At 45.5% G+C, this 5,075-nt stretch carries 7 protein-coding genes; 5 read left to right on the top strand and 2 right to left on the bottom strand.

From position 1 onward, the window contains the following. The coding region (locus B0181_RS01550; protein WP_143821562.1) for a transposase at positions 1-358 on the bottom strand (358 nt) is incomplete at its 3' end. 262 nt (positions 359-620) lie between these two features. On the opposite strand from B0181_RS01550, the gene B0181_RS01545 reads away from it, so the two are divergent. After that, positions 621-2,108 carry an outer membrane protein transport protein gene (locus B0181_RS01545; RefSeq protein WP_078275741.1) on the top strand — a complete coding sequence of 496 codons (1,488 nt, stop codon included), beginning with the start codon at positions 621-623 and terminating at the stop codon, positions 2,106-2,108. A gap of 115 nt (positions 2,109-2,223) precedes the next feature. On the opposite strand, the gene B0181_RS01540 is transcribed toward B0181_RS01545, so the two are convergent. Continuing rightward, positions 2,224-2,457, bottom strand: coding sequence for a hypothetical protein (locus tag B0181_RS01540; RefSeq protein ID WP_078275740.1), 234 nt, complete (start codon positions 2,455-2,457; stop codon positions 2,224-2,226). A gap of 487 nt (positions 2,458-2,944) precedes the next feature. Here B0181_RS01540 and rpe point away from each other — a divergent pair, with 487 nt between their 5' ends. The 4 genes from rpe (at position 2,945) to B0181_RS12335 (ending at position 4,904) form a co-directional block, all read left to right on the top strand. After that, positions 2,945-3,640: a ribulose-phosphate 3-epimerase gene (rpe, locus tag B0181_RS01530; protein WP_078275743.1), complete on the top strand. Its 696-nt coding sequence runs from the start codon at positions 2,945-2,947 to the stop codon at positions 3,638-3,640. Between the two features lies 1 nt (position 3,641). Further along, on the top strand, positions 3,642-3,971 hold the full coding sequence (locus tag B0181_RS01525; protein WP_078275738.1) for a hypothetical protein: 330 nt from the start codon (positions 3,642-3,644) through the stop codon (positions 3,969-3,971). Beyond that, positions 3,971-4,303 carry a hypothetical protein gene (locus B0181_RS01520; RefSeq protein WP_078275737.1) on the top strand — a complete coding sequence of 111 codons (333 nt, stop codon included), beginning with the start codon at positions 3,971-3,973 and terminating at the stop codon, positions 4,301-4,303. The genes B0181_RS01525 and B0181_RS01520 overlap by 1 nt, the downstream gene beginning before the upstream one ends. Positions 4,304-4,472: 169 nt before the next feature. Further along, on the top strand, positions 4,473-4,904 hold the full coding sequence (locus B0181_RS12335; RefSeq protein WP_242620088.1) for a hypothetical protein: 432 nt from the start codon (positions 4,473-4,475) through the stop codon (positions 4,902-4,904). Positions 4,905-5,075: the final 171 nt, after the last annotated feature.

Below are 5,075 nucleotides of genomic sequence, written 5' to 3'. Positions count from 1 at the left end.
TGATAATAGGCATTAACGTGTCTGTTTTGGTGTCTTTAACAACAACGGTATAAACTTTATCGTTACGTTTTAATAAACCAAATACAGCAGTCTTGCCAGCTGCACCACGACCACGTTTACCTTTACGAATACCACCAAAATAGCTTTCGTCAAGTTCAATTTCGCCATCAAAGAGTTGATTGGCTTCAAGAGCTAAGTGGTATTCTATCACAAGGCGGATTTTGTGGTAAAAAAGGGCTGCTGAATTAGGGTGAATACCCAGTAAATCAGCTGCACTTCTAGCAGTAACTTCAAGTACAAAAAATTCAAGTAGTCTTTTTTGAACTTTTTTACTTAGTTTACAATGGGTTATCTTCATAAAACTAGTATAACATGGTTGTTATTCTAGTACAGCCCCAAATTTATAAAAAAGTTGATAGTTTTCTCTTGTGTTGCGCAAATTTTTGTTTTAAGATAAGCCAAGCAACACACTTTGTTACGATTTTATGCTTGCAAGGCGAAATCCTGCAGGCGCACAAAGGGTTCACAAAGGGTTGTAGCCACCGCCACGACTTGCCTTGACTTATGTTTTGGGTTTGGCAAGCGTTCAGGAAGTTAATGTATTATTTTAGGAGTATCGTATGCACGCTACCAAAATCAAATTGCTTACGCTTGCCATCGCTTCTGTTGGCGCAGCGACTGCCGCAAACGCTGCAGGTTTGGATCGCTCTGGTCAGGACATCAGTGCGTTTTTGCAAGACGGCACTTATGCTGAAGCGGTTTATACTTATATTGATGCTGATGTGTCCGGCAAGGACAGTAATGGCAACGACACAGGCGATGTAGCGGAATCTTATGACTTTTTCCGCTATGGCGTAAAAACTGACATCAACGACCGCTTTAGCGTGGGCGTGCTGTATGACGAGCCATGGGGTGCAGCAGTAAAATACGGCAAAGACAATAATTTTGCATCTACAGGTTCTGCTGGTCTTTTATATTCAGCAATCGGAGAGGAAGGCAGACAAGCTCTTGCAGCTCAAGGCATTACCAGCGTTGCTACTGCCGATGCAAGATTGAAAGCGATTAATACAGGCATTGAACAACTAGAGGCTGGCATTAAACTCGCCGAATCTTTAGGTATTGATACAACAGACTTAACAAATAGACAGAATGCACTTCAAGAACAATTGGATCAAGCCAACGCAGGAAAGGCACGAATTGAACAAGCAAAACCTTTGCTTGCCGTAGCTGATGGGCTTGAACATCAAAAAGGCGAGGTAACCAACGTTGAAATCCGCACCAACAGCCTAAGCCTTATCGGCGGTGCAAAATTTGGCGCAAACCGTAATTTCCAAGTGTATGGCGGCCCTGTGGCTCAACGTCTAAACGGTGAAGTGCATTTGCGCGGTATTGCTTATGAGACCGCTGCTGGCTATGACGCCAAGATTTCATCAGATACCGACATTGGCTGGCTTGCTGGCGTGGCGTATTCTAAGCCAGAAATCGGTCTTAAAGCTGCTTTGACTTACCGTTCTGAAATTGAGCATAACACCAGCATTGCTGAGACTTTGCCAGCCGCTCCGCTAAGAAAATTGCCAACGAACGCCATGCAAGATTTTAGCGTAAAACTACCAGAATCTTGGAACTTGGATTTCCAAACGGGTCTTAACCCAACCACACTGCTGACGGCAAAAGTACGCTATGTGCCTTGGGCGGATTTCCACATTGATACACCGCTGTACAAAGAAGGTGTAAAAAGAAGAGATCCAGCCGCTTATCCTAACGGCTTGCCAATCGCACGTTATGCCAAAGACCAATGGTCTGCTGAGCTGGGTCTAGGCAAGCGCTTGAATGACAAATTGGCGGTGTCAGGCTCTGTGGGCTGGGACAGTGGCGCAGGCAACCCTGTAACCACGCTAGGGCCGATTGAAGGCTACTACAGCGTAGGCTTGGGTGCAAAATATGACATCACGCCAGAATGGTCTATTTCTGCAGGCGCGAAATACTTCATGTTTGGCGATGCCGATGTGCAAATCCCAACTCAAGTTGGCACAAGCGACACATCAGGCAAGTTTGAAGACAATGACGGCTATGCCATTGGTGTAAAACTTGCTTACCACAAAAAATAAGTATGTAGCTAAACTTAGTCAAAACAAAAACGGCTTACCGATGTGAGCCGTTTTTTTTGTGGGTGGTGGTTTGTTTTAGGGGTTGAAATAACGTTGAAATATGAAAGTTGGAACGTTAGCCCGTGGCGAATAATGCACGCAACACCGTATTGACACGCTGTCTGTCGTGTTCGTTGTTGTGTTGGTTTAGTGCTGTAATAACATCATCATCAAAAAAGTTTGCACTAAGCAGGCCGGAGAATTTGGATTTTGCGGCATTGGCTTGAAAAGTACGCACGGTTTTTGGCGTGATGTGTTCTTGGCGAGAAAACTCAAAGTCTTGATATTCCAAAGCAAAATCTTTATCCATGGGTATATCCTTTGATTTGTTTTGCGCTGGGCTTAAAAGCGGTAATGATGGCAATGCTGTCATCGCTGGTTTCAAACCATACAACGACAAGCAATCTGCCTTTGTTTGACATACCAAGCGTTACCATTCTTAGCTCATCGTAGTCAAAACGATTGTCAATGTTGGTGATGTGATTTCAGTCATTAAAAACTGAAACAACTTCATCAAATTCTATATTGCGTCCATCATAAACCAGTTTAAATTTGGTATCGTTCCAATAAAATAGATGCCATTTTTAAAGATTGAAGGCATGATGCAATCCTGTGTATATGATTTTTCATTATATAATTGATACCAACTTTGTCAAGTTTTGTTCCGCTGATTTTTGCTTGGCGATATAAGTAAATTTGCTACTTTTGCCAAAAATTTGCTATCATAACGCAAAACCATCAACCGATACGCCAAACGCCTTGATTAGGCGGTTTGGCAAATGCCATTGGATACGATTATGATTTTACCTGAAAAACAATTTTTGATTGCGCCGTCTATTTTGTCGGCGGATTTTGCACGCTTGGGCGATGACGTGCAAAAAGTGCTGGACGCTGGGGCGGATGTGGTGCATTTTGATGTGATGGACAATCACTATGTGCCGAATCTGACCTTTGGGGCGATGGTGTGTAAGGCGCTTAAAGATTATGGCATTAGCGCACCGATTGATGTGCATTTGATGGTGTCGCCTGTGGACGGCATGATTGAAGAGTTTTTAAAGGCTGGGGCGGACATCATCACTTTTCATCCAGAAGCCAGCCAGCACATTGACAGAAGCCTGCAGATGATTAAAGATGGCGGTGCGAAGTGTGGCTTGGTGTTTAATCCTGCCACGCCGCTGCATTATTTGGATCACACGATTGATAAATTGGATCAAATTCTTTTAATGAGCGTGAATCCCGGCTTTGGCGGACAAAAATTCATTCCAAGCACGCTACAAAAGGCGCGCATGGTGCGTGAGCGCATCAATGCCAGCGGACGAGACATTCGCCTTGAGATTGATGGCGGCGTAAATCCAAGCAATATCCGTGAGATTGCCGAAGCAGGCGTGGATATGTTTGTGGCGGGTTCGGCGATTTTTGGCAAGGCGGATTACCGTGCGGTGATTGATGAAATGCGCCAAGAATTAAGCCTAGCGAACAGCGTGGCGGTGTAAAATGAGCGGCAATTTTGAACAAGCCAATCGCCCTAAAAAAACCGTCATCGTGCCGATGGGCGTTACGGTTGCGCTGTTTTGCTCGTCTTTGGTGTTGGCGCTTGCAGGCTATGGCTTTCGGCTGATGTTTGGCGAGCCTTTTATGGCGGTGGCACGTCATGCCATGGTGGTTGTGCCTGCGCTGGTGCTGGGCATTCCGTTTTTGATTTGGTTGGGCAGTTTGCTGCTCAATCGCTTGGGTAACACACACATTCACCCACGCAACGCATGGACGCTTGGCTGGCTTTTGGCGACCGTTGCCATGCTTTCCATCATGGGAGTGTACAGCTGATGTGGCGTGCATTGTCTAGGCTTTTTGGTGCGCTTTTGCCCGACCGCTGCGTGCCTGATGGCATTCCAAAAGGGGCGGTGCTGCTACTGCTTGCCGTGGTGATGGCGACAGGGCTGAGTGCGTATCGGCTGGGCGATGGCAATGCGTGGCAGGGCTGGCTTCATGTGTTTGAGACGTGGGTGCTGACTTTGGTGCTGATTCCTGCGTTTACGGCGCTTGTGAGTATGCCCTTAAAGTGGCGAGACCCTGAATTTGACGTGCGCATGGCGTATTATTTGGGCGTGTTTGTCAGTTTGCTGTTTTTACTTGCCAAGCTGCGGTATTGGCGATAAGTTATTGATTTTTTAATTAAATTTACGAAAGTAAACTTGAGAAATTGTTTTTAGCCAAAGCCTTGCAAATCCCCTTGAAAAATCGGCACATCATCGCCATTTATCAAAGAATGAGAGATTTGGTTTGTCGCCAAATTTTACGATTTGCAAAAAATAACAAAGGGCAACCATGACCAAAGACGAACTGATTGAACGCTTGATTGCTGAAGCAAGCGAGCTGGTGCAAGAAGAGCTTGCCAGCAGAATGCAGGCGGACGACAATCACGCCAAAAGCCATGCAGATGCGGACGATTCTGATGACGCACCAAGCGATGATGAGCGTGCGGATTTGGATAAGGCGGAGCAAAAATTCGGCATTCAAGAAGCCTTGCTGGAATTTGTGGAGCAAGAAGATGGCGTGATGGTGCTAAGAGACACCAAAAGCCAAGACGATCCGCTTGTTACCATCAGTTTTTCGCCAAAGGTGAAAGAAATGGTTGGTGGCGATGTGGCGTTCATTGGGCAGCAGATGATTCACGCGGCGGTGGCGAGCGTCATGCAGCGGCAGATGAATTTTTGGCATGCGCATATTTATGATGAAGAGCCTGAGCATTACAGCTGATGGGTTTTGTCCAAATGTTAAACATGAATTTCAAAACATGAATTTCAAAACATAAATATCAAAAACAAAAACGATGGCTTGGCTGTCGTTTTTTTGTGCTGATTTTTGGGTGGTTTGATGATGGTTTATGGCGGCGGCTTGCGGGCTGAAATTTTGGGCTATTTTCAAAAC

It is taken from the genome of Moraxella caviae, assembly GCF_002014985.1.
Taxonomy (GTDB): Bacteria; Pseudomonadota; Gammaproteobacteria; order Pseudomonadales; family Moraxellaceae; genus Moraxella; species Moraxella caviae.
This window is presented reverse-complemented; position numbering and strand designations above follow the sequence as displayed.

Coding starts and splice junctions, on each gene's coding strand:
- B0181_RS01545 (WP_078275741.1), top strand. CDS start 621: ATGCACGCTACCAAAATCAAATTGCTTACGCTTGCCATCGCTTCTGTT.
- B0181_RS01540 (WP_078275740.1), bottom strand. CDS start 2,457: ATGGATAAAGATTTTGCTTTGGAATATCAAGACTTTGAGTTTTCTCGC.
- rpe (WP_078275743.1), top strand. CDS start 2,945: ATGATTTTACCTGAAAAACAATTTTTGATTGCGCCGTCTATTTTGTCG.
- B0181_RS01525 (WP_078275738.1), top strand. CDS start 3,642: ATGAGCGGCAATTTTGAACAAGCCAATCGCCCTAAAAAAACCGTCATC.
- B0181_RS01520 (WP_078275737.1), top strand. CDS start 3,971: ATGTGGCGTGCATTGTCTAGGCTTTTTGGTGCGCTTTTGCCCGACCGC.
- B0181_RS12335 (WP_242620088.1), top strand. CDS start 4,473: ATGACCAAAGACGAACTGATTGAACGCTTGATTGCTGAAGCAAGCGAG.